This is a genomic window from Blautia massiliensis (ex Durand et al. 2017), from assembly GCF_051861785.1.
GTDB classification, from domain to species: Bacteria; Bacillota; Clostridia; order Lachnospirales; family Lachnospiraceae; genus Blautia_A; species Blautia_A luti_A.
Window position 1 is genome coordinate 1058685 of sequence record NZ_CP146725.1, and the last position, 20914, is coordinate 1079598.

Genomic DNA, 20914 nt, shown 5'->3' on the forward strand with positions numbered 1-20914 from the left:
CTTTGGTACATGAAAGCCCAAAGCGTATGAAAAAACGACCAAAGTGTATGAAATGAAGGTGGAAATATGTCTGATATTGAAAGTAGGTATCATACCAATTTGCTGGAATATGGCTTCAAAGAATTATCGACAACAAATGAACTGAGCGGAATTGGGAGATTATATTCAGTTCCAAAAGAATACGGTGAAGGCACATATTGGATATACAGCGAAAAAGATTTATACGACATCAAAATACATGATTTCTGCTTTCACAAAGACTCATTCTTTGATTTCGGTATTCCACAAGGCTGCTTGGGAATTTGTTACTATGAGTCCATATCTGGAGAAGAAATCTCTCCTTATCGCCGCTTAACTGCCGGTTGCGTAAAAAGTTTCATCGGAGGAATGGAGCCATGCAAAACACTAATACACAAAAATATCCCTGTGCGTTCTGTGGATATTGAGATTACACCAGCCTACTATGACCGCTATTTGAAAGAAAAATTTCCAAATGAATATATAGACCCACATGAAGCGTTCAGTAATATTGCATTAACTGACCGTTTCCCTGAGATGATACAAGTACTTCGCCAGATTGCAAATTACAAAGGGAATGGAATTGCGGCCAAACTGTTCTATGAAGGGAAAGTAATTGAAGCTATTTCACTCATTATGGAATACAATAGGCAGCAATCCAGCACACCCTCTGTCAAAATCTCTAACGCAGACCTTCGTGCTTTGGAAAATGGAGCTGCATATATCAACGATCATTTCAACTGTGATATTTCTGTCGATCAACTTTCCCATATTACTTGTATGGGTCGAACAAAACTCAAACTCGCATTTAAGGAAGTTTATGGCGTTTCTATCACGGAATATATTCAGCAGAGACGGTTAAGCCATGCGGAAACCTTGTTGTCATTAACAGATTTTACGATTGAACAGGTGGCTGCTGCCGTTGGTTACAACAATGCAGGGCGCTTTGCCAGTATGTTCAAAAAGAGTACAGGTGTCTATCCGGCGGAGTATAGGAAAATGGCACAGCGAAAGTAAAATGAGCGCCAGAGGGAACTCTGGCGCTCACATGATTATTGAAATATCAACTCTTGAAAAATAGTTTCCTCCACCTGCACTTTCAGCGTGTTCATCAGCCCCACCCAGCGCATGGGGTCACGGGCTTTCAGTTCCTCGGTGACGCCCGCCGCCTCCATCATACGGGGCAGCATGGCGTCCATTCGTTCATGTTCGTCCTCCTTTGCACTGTGATGGTTAAACTGCGGCGCCGGCCGGTAAGGTGGCCTTGCGCGGCTCCTGCCTGGGTAACTGGCTGATGGTGGTAAAAATGCCTTTCTCCATGTCCTCAGCCCGGATCGCGGCCTTTGCCGCCTCCACTTGGGCCTTGCGTATGGCGGTGTAGCGTTCTTCCCATTCCTTCTGCTTGCCGTTTGCCTTACGGCGTAAGTAGTTCTGGTGAAGCCGGTCTTTGCGCTCCTCCTTCTTCCGCAGTTCTTCCTGTTCCTCCGGGGTCAGGGGAACCGGCTGCAAGGCGGGCGGGATATACCGGCCCACAAAATTGAAATAGATTTCAACCTCCTGCGTGGTGTCCTGGCTGCCTTTGCGGGCGCGTTCATGGACAAGGATTTTCTCTACAAACCCGTTGAGCATGGTATTTGTCAGCGTGCCGAAATTTTCATACTTGTCAAGTCAGTACCACCAGCTCTGCTGGGGGTTTGAGATTGTTTCAATCATCTTTGGAAAGCAACATCCGAAAAGCAAGCACAACCGAAAACAGATCATTTTTTCCACATTCATATTTATTTCCATTCTGTGGAAGTTTCATTTTTTTATGTAATACAGTATCTGGAATATCATATCTGCTCTTATAGGAAAACAGTCATTCATTATGGGCACAGACATTTCTGTACAAAGTAAACACTTTCATATACTGGATCAGTTCTTTTTCACTTACATGCTCAAAATGTATACTGATTTTCGTTTTCATGCTGGTTGTCAGAAATGAATACATCTTTGACATCTGTCCAAACGTCAGGGTTTTCATAATGACCCACATCGGAACATTCCCATAGGTTTTTCTTTGATAAACCACATATTCGTGATCCGTGTTTTTCTTTGCTTCTCTGTCCAGTATGGCTATTAAACCAGCAATTTTCTTTTTGGTTGCTCCTGAATTATCATAATGTGCTGCATCCAGATAATCCTCTTGCCTCTCTGAATAAGTATCACAAAAATGATAGGAAATCAACGATCTCATTTTTTGCTCAAAATGACAGAGATACTGGAAAATCAATGCTCGAAGCTTTTCATCAAATTCATATAAAGCAACAATATCCTCAAAGGTTGTTCCTTCTCTGTATTTTCTTGTCATGGGATTGTAAAACAGATTTTTGTACCCGTCTATCAGGGCAAAATAACTGATATCTTCTAATTTAGACGTAGCGAATTTACAGTCAGTAATAACCATCCCTTTTCGCTCAATGAGATTCTTGATCTGTTCTTCATAATTCAAAAATGGTTTTATCGGTTTTAATGCTTTTTCTGTCATTTTTCACCTGCTGTAAAAATCTGCGTATACAGAAAAACGGAGGGCCCTCAGGTCCTCCGTCCGGTCGCAGGCATCGCAAGTTTCTGCAACCTGATCACTGACAAATATTTTAACACGGACCTTTATAAAAGGCAAGTGCTTTTTGCGAACATTTGTCACTATCTATTATATGCTTATTTTTATATCATATTCCCGTCTTTGGCTCCTGAAAATTTGTCTCACATTCTGCACTTTTCGGGTACTTACGAACACTTTTCGCCCCAGAATGCCCCGGAAACGGGCACGGCAAGGACGATGTTCCTGGCACCGCTCCATTCATACGAACACGATATGAGCGTTAAGACCTTATCACATATACCCTTCAGGTAATCATCCCCCGTTTCGAACACTTCCCTCCGCTTGGCTGCTTTTAAGTATTCCTGCACGGCCTCCGCATCAGGGAGTTGCTGCTGGAACGGGAACAGATCCCGGTCTGCTTTCTGCACTGTGACGATTTGGTATTCCTGAATGCCATCTTCTGTCTGAAGATAGGCAAAGGGATGCTCCTGATAATATGTTTCATCTGCATATAAGTCCAGATTTCCGAACATTGCCCCGCTTTTCATGTTGTGTCCGTATATGATGAGATTCCTGCTTTCGGACACTTTACAGTCTGCCTGTAAAAACAGGCTTCCGTTGATGTCATATTCCTTTTTGTAATTCCGTTTCAGGTAAAACTCCCCATTCTCCTGTTCGGACTGAAGCACTGGGTAATCAATCCCGGTGTCCGGTATTGTCAGCCATCCCTGCACATCCGGGTATTGTTCCCGAAGAGAAACAAGGTCTACCGCAGCCACCGGGCATTTTCTTCCAGCTGGTTGGTCTTTCTTTTCAGAGCCTGAGGCTCCCGGAGCTTCCAGCTCCGGGAAATTCCCTTTCAGCTCTGCCACCAGCTTTTTGTTCTCCATTGGGAGATATACCATGTGGTAAATCAGAAGCCCGGCACTTGTCAGCGTCACTGCAAGACAGATGATCTTGAAAAATCTCTGTAAGATTCCTGTCTTTATTTTTTTCTTCATCGTTCCTGTCCGGCTTTTCTCTGCTTCTTTGGCTGACTCTTCTGTGTCTTTCCCGGCACAGGCGGTTTCCTTGCTGCTTTCATCTTAACTTCCTGTAAAATTAACTCTCGCCAGACGTAAGCATCACATTATTCTTCGTCAAACTCATCTTCATCCCAGTCTGGATACTGTTGAATCCTACCTTTTGACTTAACAATGCGAGGCTTAAAATCCCCCTGAACTTCACTGATTTTTGACACCGTGATTGTGAACATCCAATCATCCCCGAAATCATAATGAAGTGTAAATTTCTGTCCTTTACAAAGCCCGACCTCATCCAGTGTGATATCTGCAGAAGGTTCGTCTCCCTCTGGATCTGATTGATATGCATATTCGCTGTACATACGATTATCCATACAAAATTCATACAAATGATCATCTATAAAATCAAATGATTCCAGAATGATCTGACATAATTGATTTAATGTGCTGCTACCGCAGATTTCGATATTCCGGTAAACATCACGTCCTCTGCCTGCAGGATATATCTTCATTGTATACTGGTTACTCATCATCCACCTCATTTCCAGATAAAAATCTCATTACTTCCTCAAAAGAACGTTCACTTCTGGCAAATGCTTCCATTAATTCCTTGCTGCGGAGTTCATCCCGTTTCTGCATCAGCTTCTCAAGCTTATCCAGTTCGTTCTCATACCTGTCTTTTGCTTTCGAAACTGCTTCCTTTTGTGACTCAATTTTTTCTTCTATCGGAACACTTCTTCTTGCCATCGTTCTTATCCTTCTTTCTCTATCTGCATCAGGTCTTCATTCATTGCAGCAGCCTGAGTCCTGATGTTTGCCGCCGTCATGTTAAACGCCTTCAGGATTTCTTTCTGCGTGGCCGTAACCGCATAATCAATGCGGTATCCCCGGTCGCTCTGGCGGATCAGTTCTATCTTTTCCAGTTCCCTGATTGCCGCCGGTACCGTCATATAGTTTTTCTTCCCACCCTTTTGCATCTGTTCCTTTAAACAGGTATAAAATCTGCTACGGATGATCAGTGCCACAAACTCTATAAATATCTTTGCCTGTATGGATTCACTTGTGTGTACACGGAAACTTTTGTTTCCAAGATAGGATTTATCCCCACGGAACAGCTTCTCCGACGCATCCCTGCTCTTGTACAGTTCCAGTGCCTGTGCAGCCGTCATTTTTTCTGATGTTATTATGACAAAGTATCCACAAAGCCGGATCTCTTCATTGATCACATCACGAAGTTCACGGCCATACATGAATTTTTCATCTTTCTTCCCCTTATTATAATAGATCAGGTCAAAGTATCTGGTAAAACCTCCGCTTTTGATCTCATACTTTGTGCCTTCATGCTTATCAAGGCATTCGGCCATTCGGTCAATCTTTGCTTCAACAGCCTCATGTTCCAGGCTTTTCTTTCTGTCACTATAAAAAATGTGGAAATAACGTTCCTTTTCGTCTGACGGATAAAGCTGTTTTTTTACGGTAATTCCGCTTACTTTATAATCCCGGATACTGTATTTCCGGTCTTCTTCAAAAGTTCCTTTTACTTCAAGGACAAGACTTTTTTCAAGTTCCTTCATCCCTTTCATCATAATGATAAACTCATATCCACACTTGTCCATGTAGTGTATGTTTTCTTTACTGAAATATCCTCTATCCAGGATAAAGCCAACATTCCGGTATCCATAACCGCCTGCTCTTTCCAGTGTATACTGCAGCTGTGACACATCCACAATACTTCCCGGATAATCTTCATAGTACAGCGGTTTTGCATTGGTTCCATCATAAGCAATAGAATAATTTATAACAGGCGCTCCCTTGTCTTCTTTGGGATGACCATACTCTACGAAATCAATATCACCTGCCTGACAGTTTTTATTTGTTGAATCGTAAGATATGTATATCTTTTGACGGTGATCCTGTTTCTCATTCCATCCATCGAGAAATGCCAGGCTTTGATCCCTGGTTATGCTGTTAATAAAATCGGAGACTTTTGTGTCACTGTAGATTTTCATCCGGTCTGTAAATAATGGATGGTTATACGCATAATCGGGATAATACTGTCCGGCATTGTTTTCTGCAATGATGGAATACACTGCCAAGTCCAGAAACAAACCGCTGTTCTTTCCAATGATATCTCCCAGCATTTCATCCAGGTGATACTCCGCTATAATCTTACGCAGTACAAAATAGGTACCAGCTCTGAGACACCCACTCCTGTAAGCACTGCCTTTTGTTTCCGGCAGTTCCTCAGCCGGGAAAAATTTCAAAAAGTTGGTGTTCGGATACATCAGCTCCGAATCATCCTCTGTACACTTTCCAATCGTCGTGTTCTTAGGGACAGTATACCCCTTTTTTGTATTGTAATTATGTTCATATGCATAGTAAATGTAAGTGGTTCCCTTAATTTTTTTACGAGTAATGCCAGCTGATTTAGTTGGTATTTTTACTTGAAAATCGAGATACATGGCGCCGCCTTTCAAGAGTTAATTACTTCTCTTTAATTTTACCACATTTATCAATTTTTTCAAGAAAAATAGCATTTTTTCGTTAAAAATAAGGACTTTTATCATCTTTTTTGCCTTTTAGAACACAAACGAAAGTTAACTATTACGGAAGTTCACATTTATGTATTCAATTGGACAGGTGGCAGAGATGTTCGGATTGCCTATCTCCACGCTGCGCTATTATGACAAGCAGGGACTTTTTCCGAACATGGAACGAGTATCCGGCATCCGCAAATTCGGTGACACGGAGATTGAAGCACCCCGGGTCATTGAATGTCTGAAAAAGGCTGGCATGGAGATCAAGGACATCCGGCAATTCATGGATTGGTGTGCAGAAGGGCCGTCCACCTATCCGCAACGCAAGGCACTGTTTGAGGAACAGCGGTCGCACATGGAGGCAGAGCTTGAGCAGATGAACCGCACTCTGGATATGCTGAAATTCAAATGCTGGTACTATGAGCAGGCACTCAAGGACGGCAGTGAGGACAGACTAAAGTCACTGATTCCCGACCACTTGCCGGACGGAATCCGAAAAGCATATGAAAACGCACATAGCTAACCTTTCCGTACTCCGCATCGTCTGATTTTGTCGATCTGCAAGCATCATATGCCCGGATGATTTTAATCTGCATTTCCGCAGATGGTTCCGATACTCTGATATTCCTGCTCATGGCCACACCTCCAATGGATCACGATATTCATAATCCTTTTTCCGGTCCAGATAGCCCAGTTGTTCCAACCGGATAGCTGCTGCTGATCTCGAAACACCAAAGGCACCACAGCTTCCGTCCGAGGACAGCTTTTGAAATGACATCTTCAGGTTCAGATAATCGGATGCAAACTGATCAATGGGTGTCGGAAGCGCGAATCTTGCCGGATCATCTACTTCGCTGCCGAAAAAGGACTTTTGAAAATCTCTTATCACTGCAACAGCGATTTCTTCTAATTTTTTCTGTGAAAGGATCATAGGCACTGCTCCTTTGCTTCAACGAACCATTTTTCATCTTCGTTGTACAGGAAACGCTCATGCCCACCGATCATGACTTGCAAAATACGTGGAATGAATAACGCCGGTACTGGATATCAAAATCCCGCACCGGCGTTATTCATTGTAATTATCTTAACATTTCCCAAATACACTCCAGTAATGTTAGTGCAAGGATAATGTTAATAACACGGAAATGCCGCAGATAAAACTTCTGAATCAGTACGCCCAAGCCAATCCAAGTACAGGTTGCAATCGTTCCGATCGTTGCAATAACCAGCTCAAAAAACAGCATGAAGCCTTTCAGAAACGATGCGGATTGCTCTGTGTTTTCTGAGGTCTTCTTACTGAAAGCAATATGAATCGCAAGCCACAGGATATAGGCTGCTCCGATGTACTTCATCACTTCCATTACATTTGGAAGCAAAGAATTAACCCCATATACGAAAATTGCGCATATGATTTGTACTACATAGTAGCCTGCAAAAATTCCAAAGAACAGCGGCTTTCCTTTTTTATCCAATGCGTCGTAAAACCCCTTGCTTCCGCTATGGGGATATAAGACGCGTCCATCGAATTTATGCAAGTAATTGAAGATGGACAAAATAGTAATTGTATTAACTAATAAACCATAGTATAATATAAATATGAACACAACATATAAATCAAACAACAATGTCGTTTATTCCTGTAAATACCATGTAGTATGGTGTCCAAAGTATAGACGAAAAGTATTAATTAATGGTGTGGACGTCCGGCTGAAGGAGCTGCTCACAGAGTATGCTGCAAATCTTTCTGTAGACATTCTGGAAATGGAGATCATGCCAGACCATGTTCATATGCTTTTGGAAGTAGATCCTCAGTTTGGCATCCACAAAGCTGTAAAGTCATTTAAAGGCTATACGTCCAGAATTTTAAGACAGGAATTTCCCTATCTTAAAACGAAAATGCCGACTCTCTGGACAAACAGCTATTTTGTATCGACGGTGGGCGGTGCTCCGCTGGAAACCGTAAAACAGTATATTGAAAACCAGAAAACATCGCAGAGACAAAAGGATAAGATGGGATAATGCAAAAAGGAATTAAATTTAGAATCTACCCGAACAGAGAACAGAAAAACTTCATCCATCAGACCCTGGGATGCTGCCGGTTCATCTACAACCGGGGACTTGCCATGCGTAAGGAAGGCTATGAAAATGGGGAAAAGATCGGCTATTCCCAGACTTCCGCCATGCTGACTGAACTGAAAAAGCAAGAGGAGTTTGCTTTTCTGAAAGCAGCAGATTCCATTGCATTACAGCAGTCTTTGCGGGATCTCGACCGGGGATTTGTGAATTTCTTTGAGAAACGGGCTTCCTATCCAACCTTCAAAAGTAAACATAACCGGTTCCAGTCATACAGAACGGTAAATCAAAAAGATAATATTCGTATTGTGGGAAGATATATCAAACTTCCGAAACTTGGATTTGTTAAAATACGGCAGTCGATGGAAGTGGAAAAGATTAATCACGTGATCATTGAGCACACACCGGCTGGAAAATATTTTGCGGTTTTAAATGTTGATTTTGAACCGGAACCACGCTCAAATGCTGGCGGAACGATAGGGATTGATGTCGGAATCAAAGCGTTCTACTCCGACAGTAATGGGAATACGGTATCAAATCCCAGATATCTGGAACGCTCAATGCGAAAACTCATAAGAGAACAGCGCAGGCTTTCCCGAAAACAAAAAGATTCCCATAACCGCGAGAAGCAGCGGATCAGGGTGGCAGGAGTGTATGAGAAAGTAACCAATCAGCGGAATGATTTCCTGCAGAAACAGTCAACGATGCTGGTGCGTGAAAACCAAACCATCTGTATTGAAGATCTGAATGTTAAGGGGATGATCCGGAATCATAAACTGTCAAAATCGATAGCGAGTGTTTCCTGGGCAAAATTTTTTGAAATGCTGGAATATAAAGCTGGCTGGTATGGAAATGAAATTCACAGAGTACCAACGATGTATCCGAGCAGTCAGACCTGCAGCTGTTGTGGCTACAGAAATCCACGGATAAAAAATCTGGGCATTCGTATCTGGGAGTGTCCCAAATGCCATGCGGTTCATGACCGGGATACGAATGCAAGTATCAATATTCTGAAAAAAGGACTGCAGATGCAGTCTGCATAAAGATAAAAACTGTACCGTAGGGCATACGGGAACAGTATAAATATAGCTTGTGGACACTGTGTAAGACATTGCAGTACCGTAAGGTGTTTGCCAATGCAGTAGTGGGAGAAGCAAGAATCCCCCTGCTTTAGCTGTGGGGAGTGTCAACAATAACCCCAAGTCATCAGATTCCATTCTCCGCCTTCACTCCGTGCAAGCCACCATGACCAAGTGTATTCTTCGTTAGCTTCCCATGCACCGCCACCTTTTTCCGGCGAACGGAAACTGCTTTCAAATGCAATACATTGCGTAAAGGCTTCTTTATTATCATCCGTTCTTAAATTGTTCATCCATTCAATGTTATCTGCATTGTTGCATTCTTCATCCGGCATATAAGAAAGGCTATGCAATTCACAGCCCTCAAACAAAGCGAACTGCTTTTTCATAATCTCAATGGCAGAGTCTATTTCTTCTTTTGAATAAACGGAAGATGCTCCATAATCAATTTCCACTTTTGATGTATCGCCGTTCTTTCCTCATCCGGCAAAGAGAAGAACCAGCACAATGCAAAGCATTACGGTTATAATCTTTTTCATAGTGAATACCTCCAAATACCGTTTTTTCGTTCTCTGCGACTTCCCGATAAACGGGAAGTTAATTGATACTATCATAAAATCTTTGCAACACGATTGCCAACTCTTCCGGAGCTTCTATGTTTGCTTCATGACCTGTTTTCATAAGTTCATGGAAGTTGGAATTGTTCAAATAATGGCAAAGTTCTTTTGCAGTTTTTTTGTTTGCATTGTCCTTCTCTCCACAAGCGATTAATACCGGACAAGACACCTTATGAAGTGAGTCGCTGAAATCTAATTCAGCCATCGTACCACATAGGTTAATAACATCTGCTTTTTTGAAGCCCATTTTATTGAATGCCGAATTCGGCATAAGATGAAACAACATATTCTGAACTTTTAATAATTTTTTTGGCATTTTATATTGTGCTGCAATTAATACGAGTGCCTTTACTTTATCCGGGTGGTCTATCGCATAATTAAGTGTCAAAACAGCTCCCAGAGAAAGCCCACATAAGACAATTTCTTCGTTCTCCTTGTCGCATTCTGATGAGAATGCTGAATATAATTCCTTATATGTAGCAGCTTTCTCTTCTAACATCTCTGATAAACTCAAACTGCGACTGCTTTTCGATACTTTCGTTTCTTTTATTACTCGATTCCAACTGTCTGGTTTTTGCCCTAGTCCATGCAAATATAAATACTTCATATATTGTCACCCTTCAAATTTATATTTCACGCTTTCTATCACTTTATATGTCTGTATCTGAAATATTCAGCCACAAACTTTATCGGGGATAGGCACTTGTGCCGCAAGGGGAAACTCCCCTTGTACGAAATCTCTGATTTCGCTGTATTTTCCGGATTGAGATTTCTCAAAACCGGGAGCAGCACCGCAGGTCGCACGATATAGGCAGATGAAATTGCATGTATAGAAGTGCGCTCTTAGCTTTGCTAAGAGATTTATGCCGTATCCGGCGTGTTATCTTTTTTCAATTTCTTTTTTCGACTTCTGAAGCATTCTGCCAGTTTTAATAATTTGACATGTCTGCTCTTGTTACTCATCATCTGTAAATTCCATCATCTCATCAACGGTGCAGTCCAGCTTCTTGCAAATCTTCTCAATCGTCTCCATTGATACATAATGATTTTTTCCCATCCTTGCAAGAATGTTTCCGCTGATCCCGGTAAGGTACTGCATCTCTATCCGCTTCATATTTTTATCTATGAGCATTTTCCATAACCTGTTATAACTTACGCCCATAAACTACCTCCATCTTTTCCTTTAAACATATTTTGATTATATCACGATTTCGTTAGGTTGAATACATTTAATTTTTGATATCTTCTGTAAAATGGAAAAGAGGGTACCCCGATAAAGGGCAGCCTCTCTACTCATTTATTCTGAATTAGTCAAATGGGATTTCACCTTCCGGTGCTTCCATGAATCCGTCCTTATCTGCTTTTGGTGTTCCTGATAAATCCACTCCGGCACCATTATCCTTGTTCTGGGCAAATTCATGTTCTTCGACAATCACATCTGTGGTGTAAATTGTTTTCCCGTCCTTGTCCTTATAATTGCCGGTGCTGATACGACCGCCGATCACAATTCTCATTCCCTTGTGAAGATATCTCTGTGCAAACTCTGCACTCTTTCCAAATGCGACTCAGGAAATAAAATCTGCTTCCTGTGCAATTATTGCTGAAATCGGTATTGATATGAAGCCGTTTAAAACTGCGGAACACATCTGCTCATGGGCCGGTCTGTGCCCAGGTAATAACGAAAGTGCTGGAAAACGAAAAAGCACCTCTGTCACAAAAGGCAATCCTTACATAAAAAGTATGCTCTGCGAAATTGCCTGGGTGATTGCAGGGAAACGCAACACTTATCTTTCGGCATGGTACTGGAGAATCAAACAGAAAAAAGGAGCCAAAAAAGCGATTGTCGCACTTGCCCGAAAACTTCTTGCCATCATCTACACAATGTTAAAACAAGGAACTCTATTTGACGAATCACTGTCTCTTTCTTTCCATATCCGATTGAATGACCTAGACGCTTTCACATACCCTTCATGTTCCGCATTATCTCTTCGCAAACAGCCATTATTTTCAATGTTTTCTGCCATAGACGGTCATTTCTCCTTTCTCGGTCATACTCAAGACTCCTACTGATTCGGTCCTTCACCTCTCGGCTGCTATGACCTCTGCTGACTTCTGTGCGTTCAGCATTGCTTTATGCAATGGTTACCTCTTTCAAGGCATACCGCACAGACCTCCCTAGGTACCACACGTTTCTTCCTCTCCATCCATCTGCCTCATTTATCATACATGATTCCGTGTAGTTATTGAGCTTCAATTTGTGCTGCAATCTTACCCTCATGCATGACCTCATATGAGATTTCTGTTCGTCAGACCAGAGATTTGCCCGTGAGTTAGTATGTTCCTCACATCCAGCTTCCTTCAGATTCCATCTCACGATGGACACCCTTGCCTTCGGCTATATCCTTCCCACTACCGGGCGGATTCGGGACTTTAACCCGTTAGAAACGTGCGCCGCTAGGCGCACAACGCAAAGAAACGGCGGCTCTGAAATCAAAGCCGCCGTTTCATAAGGTGCGTGAAAATATGTCTGCTGTACGACGGCTTTTTTTCTTTTGCCGTCGTCCGGCAGATTAACATATGAAACTATAATTCATTGATGGTTGCAGTTATCGACATATTACGGATCCGTTTTGCCGGAGTATACACAGCCGCAATTGCCGCAATCGAGACAAACAAAAGAATGACGCCCAAAGAGGTAATTGGAAACTGCCATACCGCAGATGGAAAATGTCCTGCAACAAGGAAATCATACAGCAGCTTGCTAAGCGGCAAGCCAATAGCACAGCCAACAACGCACCCCAAAACAGCATAGGTGAATGCTTCGCAAGCAATCATTTTTGTCATTTGCCGTTCATCCATTCCTACTGCACGCATAGCCCCGTATTGCTTCATTCTGGTAGACACACTCATTGAAATACTGTTGATGATATTCATTACCGTTACCAGTGCAATAATTGCCAAAAACGCATAAACGCAGAAAACAAAAGCCATATAAGTTCCCGTAGTACGCTCGCCACGTTTATCATAAAAACTATATGTTTTATCTACGGAATTTTGGATTGCCTGAACATTTTCATCCGTAATATTCCCTGCTGTCTGTATCAGCACAAGAGAATAATCATCATTTCCTGTTAAACGGATAAATGTTTCTCCGGAGGTAATCAATGTGAGTTTTCCGTTTGTCAATCCATCCTCACTAAAGGGGTCATTTTTTAACAATCCAGCTATGGTAAGGGTTTCATCCCCAATTTGAACGTTGTCGCCGATTTTCCATGTACTGTCCTGATCGGATGTTGCCAAAACAAAGTGACTGTCTCCATAAACTTTGGACAAATCACTCCCTCTTTTCAAAGCACCATCTTTTTTCAGACATTGCAAATCAAAATCATCATAAGAAATCAGATCTATTGTACCGGAAAATCCGGTATCGCCATTTAATCTGGCAGGAACATCAAACGCACTACGCCGCCCGTAAACCTCTCTCACTCCATTCATTTCACGGATGGATGTAAGCAGTTCCCGAGGAATCACATTACCGTCAGCACTTGCAATATCAATATCTGATGTAGCAGCTGACTGAGGTATCAAATAATCCACAAAATCGATCATAACGGAAAAACTCAAAAATAAGATGATGCTTAGTGCAAAAGAACCTGTCATCAGGAATAAATTTTTCTTCCCGGAGACCGCATGGTCGATACCGAGAAGCGCTTCAATCTTTCCGAATCCTGTATATTGGCAATGACGCATTGTTTTTCCATGGTCTGCATTTCCAGACACCGCTGTGATAGGAGATACCTTCGCGGCATGTTTCGCCGGAGCATTTGCGGCGATCAGTACAGTAATCAGTCCAACAAAGATACCGCAGACAATACCAGAAATACTGATACCAAAGAGGGGAATCTCAGAAAATTCTTCTCTGACTACAAAACGCAGTACCGCACACAGCCCCCATGTTGTAACAACCCCTAAAATAAGACCGATGGGTACAGCCGTTTTGCACCAGTTCAATGCCTCCAGACGAACAAACCGAATAATCTGCTGCTTACTCATACCAATGCAACGCATCATTCCAAAAAATTTAGTTCTCTGGGCAACGCTACTGTTCATACTGCTGGAAATCATCAAAACGCCTGCAACCAAAATCAACAGGAATAGAACAACCGCGACAGAAAGAAGGGTTTGTCCCATTGAACTGCCGAGCAAGTCTCCAATAGAGAAACCTCCATGCTTACCAACCAATCGAGCCTGTTCCATCCGAAAACCCATTTCTGCCATACTGAATACTGCTGTTACCATAAACACAGCAAATACAATGCAAAGCAGCGTCATACGATTTTGTCGGCGGTGAACTTTAGCGGAGATGGGAATAAGACTAAGATAGCTTTTCATTCACGGCACCTCCCAAAATCAGTCAAAGTGCCATCCGATACCTGTAATACCCGGTCTGCCGTTTGCGCAATACTGCGGTTGTGGGTAATCATAATAATGGTCTGCTCGTATTTTTTCGATGTTTCTTTGAGCAATGCTATGACCTCACTGCTGTTTTGTGAATCCAAATTTCCTGTTGGCTCATCTGCCAGAATCAAAGAAGGACGGGTAATCAATGCGCGGCCAATCGCCACTCTCTGCTGCTGGCCACCGGATAACTGGCTCGGCAAATGGTTACGGCGTTCTTTCAGATTAAGAACAGTAAGCAGTTCTTCCAGATATTTTTTGTCCGGCTTCTGATAGTCAAGCAGTACAGGAAAAATAATATTTTGCTCTACCGTAAGCTCTGGCACAAGGTTGAACGCCTGAAAAATAAATCCGATATTTCTGCGACGGAAGACGGTCAACTTCTTGTCGTTCATAGAAAAAATATCCTTGCCGTCAATCAATACCTTACCCGACGTAGGCGTGTCCAATGCGCCGATCATATTCAGCAACGTACTTTTACCAGAACCGGATTCTCCAACGATTGCCACATATTCTCCTTTGGGAACAGAAAAACTAACATCTTTCAAAGCCTTGACTGTGGTTTCTCCGCTGCCATAAGTTTTACAAATATTTTTGACTTCTAATAAGTTCATCGTGCATACACTTCTTTCTCAATGATTTTGCTGTCGTAAACGGGTAAACTTTCGTTCCTGTCTACGATGGAAAGAATAGCACCCTAATATTACTGTAGCCCTACAACCAGCCTACAATTTTGTAGGAATTGGGAAGTTCATTATAAAACTCGTTCCAATTCCTAATTCACTTTCTACTTCTATTAGGCCCCCATGAGCTTCGATAATCGCTTTTGCCAACGGCAGGCCAAGCCCGATCCCCTGTGTATCCTTTGAAAAACGGCTGCGATAAAACCTTTTGAAGATATGGTGTAAATCTTCTGGATGAATTCCACACCCGTTATCCTTTATTGTGATTTGAACAGCGGAGGGTAGTGCCGTCCATTTAATGTAAATGGTATCGCCCTTTCCTGTATGGTCAAGTGCATTTTTTACAATATTGCCAATCGCTTCGCCCAACCAATCACGGTCACAGAAAAGAGAAATATCATCTGCACCAGATAATACGATCTCTTTCTGTTCCTGCTTGGCCCGATATGCAAAGTGTAGCTCCAAATCCTGCATCATATCCGCTACATTTTCTATTTCCTTTTCAAATGCAATAGAACCAGCGTCCAACTCTGTGATTTTGAGAAGGTTTTTCACCAGCACTTCAATATGGTCCAACTCCTGCTCGGACAGATTAGCAAATTCTTTCACAGATGACACTTCTATATCCTCGTCCTGAAGCAGTCCGTTATAAATGTTCAGAGCCGTCAGTGGTGTTTTCAGTTGGTGTGAAATGTCGGAGATTGTATTTTTCAAAAACTCTTTCTCTCGTAACTCGTTATCTGCATGGGAATTTAACACTGCCGCTAAAGAATTGATGGAATGAAACAGTCGGTACAATTCGCCCTCATTGTCACATTCAATACGGGCATTGCGATCACCATCAAGATACGCATTGATTTGTAATATCGCCTGCTCCATGATCTGATTTTGCCGATTAAAATATACAAAGCAGACTGCCCATACAGCACCGCCAGCCAATAGAAAAAGGATTAGCAATAACAGAGAAAGCCGGCGATATGACAGCCATAGAAAAACCTCGGCTAAGAGAAATGTAACCCCCAAAACCAGTGAAAGCGAAAGAAATAGATTTTTGATTTCTTTATTTGCCAGTATCTTCATTCTGCACCTCACCCGATAATATTCCATTTATATCCCATACCTCGAACAGTCAGGAGCATTTGTGGTTCGCTTGGATTATCCTCGATCTTCATACGAAGCCGACGCATATAGACCGTAAGGGTACTACTGTCGATATAATTCCCGTCGCAATCCCATAGCTTATCTAAAATTTGTCCCTTTGTCAGCACCATGCTTGGGTTTCTCATAAACAGGCACAGTAGCTTGTATTCCGCGGCAGTCAAATCCAACAGCTCCCCATTTTTGAAAACCTGTCCTTGCAGCAAAAGAACTTTGATGCCATTCGACTGCAATTCTGTGTCTGCTGCTTGAAAAGAATTTGCACGTCGAAGTAAGGCGTTAATCCTTGAAACGAGAACCCCCAGTTTGAACGGTTTATGGATACCTCCGTTGTCTTTTATGTGGTTTGATAGACCCACATTCATTGTACAACGGAGGTTTTTAATTTGATACTACATTTATTGCCCCTTGCGTCCACAAGTCTCCCCAGCTCTGCTGGGGGTTTGAGATTGTTTCAATCAAAAGCCGGCATAGTACCTTCTAAAATATCAATTACATTTTTCTTAATTTCTTTATCTTCGATTGCTCCGGAAGTATATGTGATTTTATGAGTATCTTGTCCATTCGGCAACACACAATCTGTTCCGCATCACAAGCCACTGCTATATTAGGATTATGCGTTACTATAATAACCTGTCTTTTTTGCTTAGCTGCACAAATACATGGAACCAACTTATTATATACAGATTGATTGTCTAAGTTATCTTCTGGCTGGTCAATAATTATAGGTATTATCAACTTGGAGCTCCTATTGATTCTTGAAAAAAATACGCTTCATACAATACCACTTTCCAAAAATCTAAATATTCCTGTATCTGCATTTAATTCTGCCCTTGTTCCTATTGGAAAAATGGCATTATAGTTTCCATGTCCAAAATCTTCTGTCCATACAACCGGAATGTTATATTTGTTCCCAATACGTTCAAGAATTTCTTTAATTAAAGGCCGTGGATGCTTTGAATAATGTCCAAAAATAAGTCCTGAAGTTAAATCAAAAATCCCATCCTGTTCCAATGCTGTCAGGTATCGTGAAACTGCGGCTGGCTCAATGAATTTCTCATGGTCTTCGAGGAATAACAAATATTTCTTATTTTTTTCAAGAGAATAATATTTTGTGTTCTGTATTAAAGCATAATTACCAAGATACCCACCGATTAACTCCCCTTGTGCTGTACCTCCATGAATTTTTCTCCATGGTGTTGCAGACACATATTCTAGTGTTCCTGCCTGCAAACGTTGCATAAACGAATCTATATTATATTGTTCTGCTTCTACAAAGGTATGAATGGATTGTCCATAAAATGTAACTATTTTGCTTCGACTGTAAACTGCGCTCAGCAAAGTTGTACTATCGCTATAACTGCAAATAATTTTTACATGTTTGCGTATCTGTTCGTAATTGAGTAAAGGTAATAAATGAATACTGACCTCTCCCCCAGTAAACAAAATCATCTTTACATCTTCATCCAAAATCATTTCATTAAAGTCATCTGCCCTCTGTAAATCCGATCCTGCAAACCCCCACTCAGAAGAAAACAAATTTTTAGCATACTTTACACGATACCCCAACCCTTCCAGAACACTCCTTGACTTTTCCGCTTCTTCCTTCTGAATCATATAGCAAGGGGCAATAAATCCTATAGTATCTCCTTTATGCAGTTTTTGTGGCTTTATTAATTCCATCTCAAGCCCTCTCCTTTCTTCTATCTAAATAGGTGTTTCTATCGGACTCTAACATAGGCATTTGTCAAATGCCGAAACCCATTGATTTTACTGGGTTTTCTTACTTAATTTATACTTAATCCTGAATTATTCATCCAGTAGTTATTGACGGTGCTACATACCGCTTAGTTACAACATTTTCTGTACTTTTAACCTTTCACTCAAAAAGTGAAGCCAATTGCATAGAAAAAGGGCTTCAGATCTGTTAAAATTTAGGTGTCCAGGCTAAAACAATAACAAAGGAGAAGTCCCTATGCATGGTTTAAACGACACCGCTTTAGAAAGCAATAAGTACATGAAAATAAATTTTGACGGAGGCGATTTATCCTCCGATGCAGGTCTGCTTCTTATAAAAGAATTCGTCTGCAAACTTGGTTTTGACAAAATATTGAAATCTGAATTCAAAACCAATGATTCTGCCATGTTCCGTATTCATAAAAATCATGAGAACCTTTGGCAGATGGTATACCAGATTCTTGGTGCTTACTTTGAAGATGACTGTGTTGACAAACTTACCAACGATCCTGTATTAACGGCAATTCTCGGCAAGCAGGTCCCTGGCTTCACAGCCAACATTATCCCGCTTTTTTAACCGTATGGATGATTCCACACTTCGCCAGTTTTATGACATCATGCGGAAGGTCCGGAAGGTTGTCTATGCCATAGCTACAAAAGTGGTACATTCAGCAAGATATACGATATTCAAACTTTGCAGCAGCTGTCCATATAAAAGTGAATTCTATGAAACATTGGAAAACATCCGAAATTTACAGCCGAAGTTGGAATAGCAACAGCAATGAACCTTGACAGCCAAATACCTCACAATGGATCTTATAGGGATTTTCTGCCCTTTTCTAAGGTATCCGCTAAGGAATATGGTTGTTAAGTGGTTCAATAACAGAAAATGGAATTAATCTGTCAGGATTCTACTGGCATGAATAATTCAGGCTTAATTTATCTATCTAAAAATAATGGATACCAACATGCTACATAATGTCCACTACGATATTCTATGAGCTTAGGCTCTTCCTGCATACATTTTTCTGTTACAAATGGACACCGTGTAGAAAACCTGCAACCCTTTGGAATATTCATAGGACTTGGCGGTTCCCCCTTAATTCCCTCTTTGCTATCTATATTTTTTTCATTAATCACTGGTGTTGCCTTCATCAAAATATCCGTATACGGATGAAGAGGATTCTCAAACAACTCCTCCGTCGATGCTGTTTCCATCACTTTTCCGAGATACATAACTGCAACACGATCTGATATATACCTGACAACGGAAAGATCATGGGAAATGAATAGCATTGACAAATTCAGCTCTTCTTTCAGATCAACTAAAAGATTTATAATCTGAGCCTGAATAGATACATCCAACGCTGATATTGCTTCATCTGCAATCAAAATATCCGGCTTAACAATCAACGCCCTAGCAATACTTATGCGCTGCCTTTGTCCACCCGAAAACTGACTTGGATAAGAACTTAACGCTGATGCATTCATACCTACCATCTCAAGACATGATAATGCCACACTCTTTCGTTCAGATTTTTTACACAATTTGTGAACACTTAATATTTCATAAAACATCTGCTGGATTGTCATACATGGATTAAGAGATCCATACGGATCCTGAAACACCATTTGTATTTTCGTACCACAAAGATTGCCTTTGTTTTTTTTTGTATTAACAATTGACTTTCCTTTAAAATAAACATCTCCACTGTCAGCAGGATACAAATTCATAAGTACCTTAGCCAGACTACTCTTGCCACAACCACTTTCTCCTACAAGCCCGACAACCTCTCCCTCATATATATCCAAAGAAACACCATCTATGGCTCTTACAGTTGAGGGTTCTTCATGCTTTATCATCTGGAGTATTGTTTTTCTTGAAATAAAATATTTTTTTAAATCTTTAATCTCAAGGATTTTCTTTTGTTTCACTCAGCCTACCTCCTTACTTCTCCCTACATTTGTGTTAAGAAAATCTAGCTTACCAACCAAATGACAGCAACAGCTGTGCTTTTCTGTTATATAGCTTGGAACCGGCATCTCACTAATGCACTTATCCATACAATAAGGACATCTCTCCGCGAAAGGGCATCCCTGCAGTTCCACACTAAGATCCGGTGGATGCCCAGCAATTGGAACAAGTTTGCTTCCTTTCTTATCAGCAGAAGGGATCGACTGCATTAATCCATGTGTGTATGGATGCTGTGGATTAAGAAATAACTCTGAAGCTGGAGCTTTTTCAACAATCCTTCCTGCATACATAACAGCTATGGTATCACAAATTTGTGAAGCAACTCCCAGATTATGTGTAATCATAATTATTCCCATATGAAAATGATTTCGTATATCTAATAAAAGTTTCATAATCTGCTGTTGAATCGTCACATCAAGTGCAGTGGTTGGCTCATCTGCAATTAAAAGTTTAGGTTCAGATGCCAAAGCTATCGCAATCATTGCCCTTTGGCGCATTCCACCGCTAAACTGGTGAGGATATTCATAAATCCTTTTATCAGGAGATGGAATGTTAACAAGCCTGAGCAACTCAATAGCGCGTTTTTTTCTCTGTTCACGACTCGTACCTTTATTACGCAAAGTTTCCTGAATCTGCTCCCCAATCGTTGTTACGGGATTAAGTGTATTCATAGGCTCTTGAAATATCATACCAATCTCCCGGCCTCGAATTGTGCGCATGCCCCGCTCACTTTTTTTAACAATATCGTCACCCTTATAAATAATTTTGCCTTCAATAATTCTACCTCCAAAAGGAAGCAATTGTATGATAGAACGACAGGTAGCGCTTTTGCCTGATCCTGATTCCCCAACTAATCCAAGGATTTCTCCATACCCAACAGTGAATGAAACACCGTTTACAGCATGAATAACTTTTTTCTTTCCTGGAAAACATGTACGTAAATTTTGAACATCTAATAAAATATCACTCATTT

At 41.3% G+C, this 20914-nt stretch carries 20 protein-coding genes and 6 pseudogenes; 6 read left to right on the forward strand and 20 right to left on the reverse strand.

Annotated features, from left to right (window positions below; all coding sequences use genetic code 11):
• Positions 1–66: 66 nt before the first annotated feature.
• A complete protein-coding gene (locus V9W66_RS05070; protein ID WP_144100419.1) occupies positions 67–1035 on the forward strand; it encodes a helix-turn-helix domain-containing protein in 969 nt (322 codons plus the stop codon).
• A 35-nt stretch (positions 1036–1070) separates the two neighbouring features.
• Here the strand turns inward: V9W66_RS05070 and V9W66_RS05075 are convergent.
• From V9W66_RS05075 to V9W66_RS05105, 7 genes and pseudogenes are all read right to left on the reverse strand, one after another.
• Positions 1071–1223, reverse strand: a pseudogene (locus tag V9W66_RS05075) (TnpV protein); the annotation flags it as partial.
• A gap of 28 nt (positions 1224–1251) precedes the next feature.
• A pseudogene (locus V9W66_RS05080) lies at positions 1252–1686 on the reverse strand (DUF4368 domain-containing protein); the annotation flags it as partial.
• 190 nt (positions 1687–1876) lie between these two features.
• Positions 1877–2545, reverse strand: a complete 669-nt coding sequence (locus V9W66_RS05085; RefSeq protein ID WP_439362857.1) for an Abi family protein — start codon at positions 2543–2545, stop codon at positions 1877–1879.
• A 242-nt stretch (positions 2546–2787) separates the two neighbouring features.
• Complete coding sequence (locus V9W66_RS05090; protein WP_439362859.1) at positions 2788–3603, reverse strand: class B sortase; 816 nt, start codon at positions 3601–3603, stop codon at positions 2788–2790.
• Between the two features lie 128 nt (positions 3604–3731).
• Positions 3732–4157 (reverse strand): plasmid pRiA4b ORF-3 family protein, encoded by a 426-nt coding sequence (locus V9W66_RS05095; protein WP_243121728.1) that lies wholly within the window; start codon positions 4155–4157, stop codon positions 3732–3734.
• Positions 4147–4371, reverse strand: a complete 225-nt coding sequence (locus V9W66_RS05100; RefSeq protein ID WP_144094119.1) for an ErpK protein — start codon at positions 4369–4371, stop codon at positions 4147–4149. The genes V9W66_RS05095 and V9W66_RS05100 overlap by 11 nt, the downstream gene beginning before the upstream one ends.
• Before the next feature lie 5 nt (positions 4372–4376).
• The gene (locus tag V9W66_RS05105; protein ID WP_144094118.1) at positions 4377–6086 is read right to left on the reverse strand and encodes an IS1634 family transposase; all 1710 of its coding nucleotides are present in this window, start codon (positions 6084–6086) and stop codon (positions 4377–4379) included.
• A gap of 160 nt (positions 6087–6246) precedes the next feature.
• Between V9W66_RS05105 and V9W66_RS05110 the strand changes: the two genes are divergently transcribed.
• Entirely contained in the window at positions 6247–6684 is a 438-nt protein-coding gene (locus V9W66_RS05110) for a MerR family transcriptional regulator (protein ID WP_144094117.1), read from the forward strand.
• A gap of 108 nt (positions 6685–6792) precedes the next feature.
• Here the strand turns inward: V9W66_RS05110 and V9W66_RS05115 are convergent, their stop codons facing one another.
• Together V9W66_RS05115 and V9W66_RS05120 are read right to left on the reverse strand one after the other, a co-directional pair.
• Positions 6793–7092, reverse strand: coding sequence for a hypothetical protein (locus V9W66_RS05115; RefSeq protein ID WP_144094115.1), 300 nt, complete (start codon positions 7090–7092; stop codon positions 6793–6795).
• A 148-nt stretch (positions 7093–7240) separates the two neighbouring features.
• Positions 7241–7633 carry a LysE family transporter gene (locus V9W66_RS05120; RefSeq protein ID WP_243121727.1) on the reverse strand — a complete coding sequence of 131 codons (393 nt, stop codon included), beginning with the start codon at positions 7631–7633 and terminating at the stop codon, positions 7241–7243.
• 124 nt (positions 7634–7757) lie between these two features.
• On the opposite strand from V9W66_RS05120, the gene tnpA reads away from it, so the two are divergent.
• The gene (tnpA, locus tag V9W66_RS05125) at positions 7758–8180 is read left to right on the forward strand and encodes an IS200/IS605 family transposase (RefSeq protein WP_059086115.1); all 423 of its coding nucleotides are present in this window, start codon (positions 7758–7760) and stop codon (positions 8178–8180) included.
• On the forward strand, positions 8180–9277 hold the full coding sequence (gene tnpB / locus V9W66_RS05130; RefSeq protein ID WP_439362862.1) for an IS200/IS605 family element RNA-guided endonuclease TnpB: 1098 nt from the start codon (positions 8180–8182) through the stop codon (positions 9275–9277). Before tnpA ends, tnpB begins: the two co-directional genes overlap by 1 nt.
• A 143-nt stretch (positions 9278–9420) precedes the next feature.
• Here the strand turns inward: tnpB and V9W66_RS05135 are convergent, their stop codons facing one another.
• The 4 genes and pseudogenes from V9W66_RS05135 to V9W66_RS05150 all read right to left on the reverse strand — a co-directional run.
• Positions 9421–9768, reverse strand: coding sequence for a hypothetical protein (locus tag V9W66_RS05135; protein ID WP_243121816.1), 348 nt, complete (start codon positions 9766–9768; stop codon positions 9421–9423).
• Positions 9769–9910: 142 nt separating this feature from the next.
• Positions 9911–10537 carry an alpha/beta fold hydrolase gene (locus V9W66_RS05140; protein WP_144095257.1) on the reverse strand — a complete coding sequence of 209 codons (627 nt, stop codon included), beginning with the start codon at positions 10535–10537 and terminating at the stop codon, positions 9911–9913.
• Positions 10538–10885: 348 nt separating this feature from the next.
• The gene (locus tag V9W66_RS05145) at positions 10886–11092 is read right to left on the reverse strand and encodes a helix-turn-helix domain-containing protein (RefSeq protein WP_144100605.1); all 207 of its coding nucleotides are present in this window, start codon (positions 11090–11092) and stop codon (positions 10886–10888) included.
• 145 nt (positions 11093–11237) lie between these two features.
• Positions 11238–11483: pseudogene (locus V9W66_RS05150) on the reverse strand (single-stranded DNA-binding protein); the annotation flags it as partial.
• Between the two features lie 22 nt (positions 11484–11505).
• Here V9W66_RS05150 and V9W66_RS05155 point away from each other — a divergent pair.
• A pseudogene (locus V9W66_RS05155) lies at positions 11506–11847 on the forward strand (transposase); the annotation flags it as partial.
• A 666-nt stretch (positions 11848–12513) separates the two neighbouring features.
• Here the strand turns inward: V9W66_RS05155 and V9W66_RS05160 are convergent.
• The 5 genes and pseudogenes from V9W66_RS05160 to V9W66_RS05180 all read right to left on the reverse strand — a co-directional run bounded on the left by V9W66_RS05160 (position 12514) and on the right by V9W66_RS05180 (position 17912).
• Entirely contained in the window at positions 12514–14322 is a 1809-nt protein-coding gene (locus tag V9W66_RS05160; RefSeq protein WP_144093767.1) for an ABC transporter permease, read from the reverse strand.
• Positions 14319–15002 carry an ABC transporter ATP-binding protein gene (locus tag V9W66_RS05165; protein WP_014080200.1) on the reverse strand — a complete coding sequence of 228 codons (684 nt, stop codon included), beginning with the start codon at positions 15000–15002 and terminating at the stop codon, positions 14319–14321. Before V9W66_RS05165 ends, V9W66_RS05160 begins: the two co-directional genes overlap by 4 nt.
• 111 nt (positions 15003–15113) lie before the next feature.
• On the reverse strand, positions 15114–16151 hold the full coding sequence (locus V9W66_RS05170) for a sensor histidine kinase (protein ID WP_144093768.1): 1038 nt from the start codon (positions 16149–16151) through the stop codon (positions 15114–15116).
• 8 nt (positions 16152–16159) lie between these two features.
• Positions 16160–16564: pseudogene (locus tag V9W66_RS05175) on the reverse strand (winged helix-turn-helix domain-containing protein); the annotation flags it as partial.
• A 439-nt stretch (positions 16565–17003) separates the two neighbouring features.
• Complete coding sequence (locus V9W66_RS05180; protein ID WP_243121653.1) at positions 17004–17912, reverse strand: S66 peptidase family protein; 909 nt, start codon at positions 17910–17912, stop codon at positions 17004–17006.
• Positions 17913–18204: 292 nt separating this feature from the next.
• On the opposite strand from V9W66_RS05180, the pseudogene V9W66_RS05185 reads away from it, so the two are divergent.
• Positions 18205–18616 (forward strand): annotated as a pseudogene (locus V9W66_RS05185) (transposase); the annotation flags it as partial.
• A gap of 289 nt (positions 18617–18905) precedes the next feature.
• Here V9W66_RS05185 and V9W66_RS05190 read toward each other — a convergent pair.
• The gene (locus V9W66_RS05190) at positions 18906–19901 is read right to left on the reverse strand and encodes an ABC transporter ATP-binding protein (RefSeq protein ID WP_207705779.1); all 996 of its coding nucleotides are present in this window, start codon (positions 19899–19901) and stop codon (positions 18906–18908) included.
• On the reverse strand, positions 19902–20912 hold the full coding sequence (locus V9W66_RS05195) for an ABC transporter ATP-binding protein (protein ID WP_144093771.1): 1011 nt from the start codon (positions 20910–20912) through the stop codon (positions 19902–19904).
• Positions 20913–20914: the final 2 nt, after the last annotated feature.

Excerpts from the sequence above, each read along its gene's own strand:
- V9W66_RS05070 (WP_144100419.1), top strand. The coding sequence starts at position 67 with ATGTCTGATATTGAAAGTAGGTATCATACCAATTTGCTGGAATATGGC.
- V9W66_RS05085 (WP_439362857.1), bottom strand. The coding sequence starts at position 2,545 with ATGACAGAAAAAGCATTAAAACCGATAAAACCATTTTTGAATTATGAA.
- V9W66_RS05090 (WP_439362859.1), bottom strand. The coding sequence starts at position 3,603 with ATGAAGAAAAAAATAAAGACAGGAATCTTACAGAGATTTTTCAAGATC.
- V9W66_RS05095 (WP_243121728.1), bottom strand. The coding sequence starts at position 4,157 with ATGATGAGTAACCAGTATACAATGAAGATATATCCTGCAGGCAGAGGA.
- V9W66_RS05100 (WP_144094119.1), bottom strand. The coding sequence starts at position 4,371 with ATGGCAAGAAGAAGTGTTCCGATAGAAGAAAAAATTGAGTCACAAAAG.
- V9W66_RS05105 (WP_144094118.1), bottom strand. The coding sequence starts at position 6,086 with ATGTATCTCGATTTTCAAGTAAAAATACCAACTAAATCAGCTGGCATT.
- V9W66_RS05110 (WP_144094117.1), top strand. The coding sequence starts at position 6,247 with ATGTATTCAATTGGACAGGTGGCAGAGATGTTCGGATTGCCTATCTCC.
- V9W66_RS05115 (WP_144094115.1), bottom strand. The coding sequence starts at position 7,092 with ATGATCCTTTCACAGAAAAAATTAGAAGAAATCGCTGTTGCAGTGATA.
- tnpA (WP_059086115.1), top strand. The coding sequence starts at position 7,758 with ATGAACACAACATATAAATCAAACAACAATGTCGTTTATTCCTGTAAA.
- tnpB (WP_439362862.1), top strand. The coding sequence starts at position 8,180 with ATGCAAAAAGGAATTAAATTTAGAATCTACCCGAACAGAGAACAGAAA.
- V9W66_RS05140 (WP_144095257.1), bottom strand. The coding sequence starts at position 10,537 with ATGAAGTATTTATATTTGCATGGACTAGGGCAAAAACCAGACAGTTGG.
- V9W66_RS05145 (WP_144100605.1), bottom strand. The coding sequence starts at position 11,092 with ATGGGCGTAAGTTATAACAGGTTATGGAAAATGCTCATAGATAAAAAT.
- V9W66_RS05160 (WP_144093767.1), bottom strand. The coding sequence starts at position 14,322 with ATGAAAAGCTATCTTAGTCTTATTCCCATCTCCGCTAAAGTTCACCGC.
- V9W66_RS05165 (WP_014080200.1), bottom strand. The coding sequence starts at position 15,002 with ATGAACTTATTAGAAGTCAAAAATATTTGTAAAACTTATGGCAGCGGA.
- V9W66_RS05170 (WP_144093768.1), bottom strand. The coding sequence starts at position 16,151 with ATGAAGATACTGGCAAATAAAGAAATCAAAAATCTATTTCTTTCGCTT.
- V9W66_RS05180 (WP_243121653.1), bottom strand. The coding sequence starts at position 17,912 with ATGGAATTAATAAAGCCACAAAAACTGCATAAAGGAGATACTATAGGA.
- V9W66_RS05195 (WP_144093771.1), bottom strand. The coding sequence starts at position 20,912 with ATGAGTGATATTTTATTAGATGTTCAAAATTTACGTACATGTTTTCCA.